Origin of the sequence: Crocosphaera sp. Alani8 (genome assembly GCF_038442745.1) — a bacterium.
GTDB lineage: Bacteria > Cyanobacteriota > Cyanobacteriia > Cyanobacteriales > Microcystaceae > Crocosphaera.
Genome location: NZ_JARVCN010000279.1, coordinates 1 through 4,189, shown reverse-complemented (window position 1 = coordinate 4,189; position 4,189 = coordinate 1). Strand labels below are relative to the sequence as shown.

Annotated in this window: 3 protein-coding genes; all 3 read right to left on the bottom strand. The window is 37.3% G+C overall.

Annotation, left to right across the window (positions count from 1 at the left end; genetic code table 11):
• Positions 1-92: 92 nt before the first annotated feature.
• Entirely contained in the window at positions 93-1,421 is a 1,329-nt protein-coding gene (locus tag P9B04_RS15585; RefSeq protein WP_342055907.1) for a condensation domain-containing protein, read from the bottom strand.
• Between the two features lie 182 nt (positions 1,422-1,603).
• Entirely contained in the window at positions 1,604-2,884 is a 1,281-nt protein-coding gene (locus P9B04_RS15580; RefSeq protein ID WP_342055906.1) for a glycosyltransferase, read from the bottom strand.
• 75 nt (positions 2,885-2,959) lie between these two features.
• Positions 2,960-4,003 (bottom strand): UDP-3-O-(3-hydroxymyristoyl)glucosamine N-acyltransferase, encoded by a 1,044-nt coding sequence (gene lpxD, locus P9B04_RS15575; protein WP_342055905.1) that lies wholly within the window; start codon positions 4,001-4,003, stop codon positions 2,960-2,962.
• Positions 4,004-4,189 lie beyond the last annotated feature (186 nt).

Genomic DNA, 4,189 nt, shown 5'->3' with positions numbered 1-4,189 from the left:
TGGAGAAGCCCGCACTGTAACGGTACTCCGTTCAGTGTCGGGAGTCGTCACAGATGACCTCTCAATAAACACTGACTATGGATAGTATTTCACTATCCATTCTCCTTGATTAAAGATTCTTCATTAGCAACTTTTTCTAGAATACTTACTACACTATCAGCAAAATTATTCATAGTTTGAGAACTGATTAAAGGGGTGACATGAGCAAAACTTAAACATAGTTTTTCATGGAAAGTTACTGCACCCAACCAAAGACAAGGACCTAAGATATGTTGTCCCGTGGCGAAATATATTTCTTTGATTTTTAGTCGACCATAGTTTTTGGCTAAGTTAATCTTTCCACGATTAGAAACGCTTATCATTTGAATTCTTCCTATGGGATTTTTTTCTAACATTTTTTCAAGGGTTAATTGACTAAAATTAGCCAGCCTTTGACCATCAATCATATTATTAATTGTCTGATTTTTAGTAAGCTCAATTTTTTGTTTACAGTTTCTAGCTAAATCCCAAAAGTCTGTATTTTTGCTTAAAATGTGCATATTTTCTATAATGGAAACAAAACAACCAAAATTATTAATATCAATTTCTGGTTGACAATATTTGCGTAAATCTATACTCGAACTACAAGATAAATTGACTGGTTCTTCAAAACTTGAAATTGTTTTTGTTCCCAATAACATTGCTGCGCATAAAGCACCATGTATAGTTGTTGCTTGGGTTTTAGATTGCCGTTTTAAATTTAAAAGGGTTTCTGAATTAATGATGCGGTTAATAATATGGGTACGTCTTTCATTCAGTGATGCTTCATTTTCAATGATTAGTTGAGGACTCCAACTATCTGATGAATTTTCATTTTTTGTATCTTCTGTTTGACTACAATTTACTAAATTTCTATTTAATTTTTGTTCAATTGGAGGAGGAAAATCTAAACTGGTAGGATTATATATTTCTTCCTGACTAACAATTTTATGATAATAAATGAGGAGATTATCAATAAAGTTCATACAAGATAATCCATCGGTAATAGAATGATGAAAGGTAGCGATAATTTCACTAAGACCATCCCTCAAAGAAGATTTAAGTAGGATGATACGACATAAAGGATGGAAATCTTGAGAGAATTTTTGATGTAGTTCTGATTCAGCAACTTCTAACCATTGATTTTCATCAGTTTTTGTTATGACCCGCAAAGGAATTTTTTGTATATTTTCAGAACTAAAATAATACCCATCCTCTAAGTCAATTATACGAACTCTAAGCAGAGGGTAACGTTTTTGTAGTAATAAGAGTGCTTTTTGTAAGACATGAGGCTGTACATCTCCTTCAATGCGAGCAATGTTAACATCTATCATCCCACCAAAGTCATGAATGACATGAAAAAGATTTTCAACTGAACCAAGTTTTCTTTCTAATGATGACATAAAATTACCCTTGTTTAATTGTAGTTATGATAAGCCAAATAATCCTGTAGTTTCTGAAGAAATTTCTCAGCTTTTTCTTCTACTTCTGGTAGTCAATTAATTCAAAGTTACTTGCTCTTCTAAACTGAAAAAGTATAAAATGGCATAGGACTACAATCTACAGCACTTTGCGAGTTATTGAATTAATATGTTGTGGACAAGACAGGTTTTCTAGTAGATACTGCTTCTTCAACAATATCAATCGCTCGACTAACACCACCGGCTTTTTTAATAGCTGCTTGTAACCTCAGAGCATTCTCTTTGTAAGAATCTTCTGTTAACACCTTTTGAATAGCAGTTCGTAGTTTGGACACCTTTATCTGTTTAATGGGGACTGCTTCACCACATCCAGACCAAACAATCCGCGCAGCAATTCCGGGTTGATCGTTGGCAATGGGAATAGCAACCATTGGAACACCATTTGTGAGGCATTCTAAAGTAGTATTCATCCCTGCATGGGTAATAGTTAGAGTCGCTTTTTGTAATAACTCCAACTGTGGTGCATATTCCACCACCAGGGGTGAACCTGCAAAAGGTGGTAAAGACTCAGGTTTAGCCGAACCACCCAAAGAAATGACTAATTGAGCATCTAATCCGACACAAGCTTCTGCTATCTGTTGAAAGACTTCTATTAGACGGTTTTGAACAGTTCCCATCGAAGCATAAATCAAAGGTTTTCCAGTCAACTTTTCATAAGGAAAATCAGGTACATCTCGACCGACTGAACTATGATAAGGCCCTGTAAAATGAAACCACTGGGGTAATTCTTTTCTCGGAAATTCTAATTCTGCTGGTTGTTGACTAATTTGAGCTAATTGAGAATAACTTTGATCAAGTTTAGAAGAGATTGGTAAGTTCCATTGCTGACGATATTCATTAACCAAGTTTGCGATCGGTTGACCTATTCTCTTGGTTATTTGATAAGTTAATTTATTTCTTAATTTTCCCCACAAACTAGGAGCATAGTTCCAATTAGTAATGCAGGGTGGAATTGTTGCTTCTTGATTCAAAACAACAGCACTACAAATAGTAATGAAAGGAATATCAAGAAAGTCTGCTACTGTGTCTCCACCAAAAGAAGCTTGATCTACTAATAAACCATCTACCCCTGCTTTTTTGATAGCTTCTGGCCCATCTCGCAATAGCACAGAGGCATCATTTTTTAGCCAGTTAACCGTACATTTAAAGGCTTGAAGATCGCTAAGTTTACCTAACTGAGCTAATCTCTGTGCTACTATCCCTTGAGGACAGTCAGATTCCCCAATTACTTGGAATTCTAAGCCAGAGGCGAGGGTTTTTGATTGTGCATCTAGTATGCTAAATAAAGTTACTTGATGACCACGTTTTTGTAGTTCTTTTCCCAAAGGAAACATGGTGTTGAGATGACCAGTTGATGGGGGACAAATTAATCCATAGTGAGCCATTATGATTGAAACCTCAAGAAAAATCTTTAGAGCAATTATGATTCAATACAATCAATAAAAACCGCAAAAAGCAACTTATTCTTCTAATTTTTTCTGTAACCTTTTTAAAGTTTGATACATCTCCGGGAGCTTTTTATAAATAGCTGATGCTTTTAAATATAACTTATTAGGAACCGCAGGACTACTAGAAACAATTTCCCCAGCAGCCACATCACTGGGAATACCGGTTTGTGCCGTAGCGATCGCTCCATCTCCTATTTTTGCTTGGTTGGCAATACCCACTTGTCCAGCTAAAATCACCCGTTTACCCAAGGTAACACCACCAGCTAAGCCAACTTGAGAGGCCATAACGCAATTTTCCCCAATTTGGCAGTTATGGGCAATATGCACTAGGTTATCCATCTTGGTGTTACGACCAATACGAGTTGTTCCCACCGCAGGGCGATCAACAGCACTATTGCAGCCAATTTCTACCCCATCCTCGAGGATCACATAACCCGATTGTTCCATTTTAAACCATCCTTCAGGGACAGGAACGAAGCCAAACCCTTCAGCACCAATAACAGCACCACTGTGAATGACACAATCGTTACCAATTTGCACCCGTTCGTGGATGGTACAATTAGCATGAAGTAATGTGCGATCGCCTAGACTAACTTGGGGATAAATCACTACATTGCCCTGAATACAAACATTATCACCAATTTTCACCCCCTCTTGAACTATGACATGGGGACCGATATAAACATCTTTGCCGAGGGTAACACTGGGATCGATGACTGCTGTTTCGTGAATACCAGGGGAAGGTTTAAAGGGGTTATAAAATAGTCTGATGGCGTGAGCGAAGGTTAAACGGGGTTCTGGGGTAGATAACCAAGCAATGCCATTTTTCCCTGCTTCTTGCTGTAACTTCTCATCGCGGGGCAAAATCAAGGCACTGGCTGCTGTTTTGGGAACCATCGTTGCAAACTTTGCTCCCTCGATATAACTCAATTGTTTGCCTTGAGCTTCACCAACAGCTGCAACCCCTAGAATTTCAGGGTTATTGTCCTTGTCAGTAGTTAAACTATTTTCACTAACCAAAGAACCCAGTTTTTCAATAATTTCCCGAAATTTCATCTCTATATTAATAATTCATAATCTTATTCGTTTATAGACGCAGATTCGGGTTGTACTGTTGCGTACTTCGCACGATAACTAGAATTAAATTTGTTGTAGAAATTCGGCTTCAATACTGGCAAATAAGTTATATATAGCGTTTCTCACACTCATGAGGTACACCCAATATTTAGGTTATAACTCCTG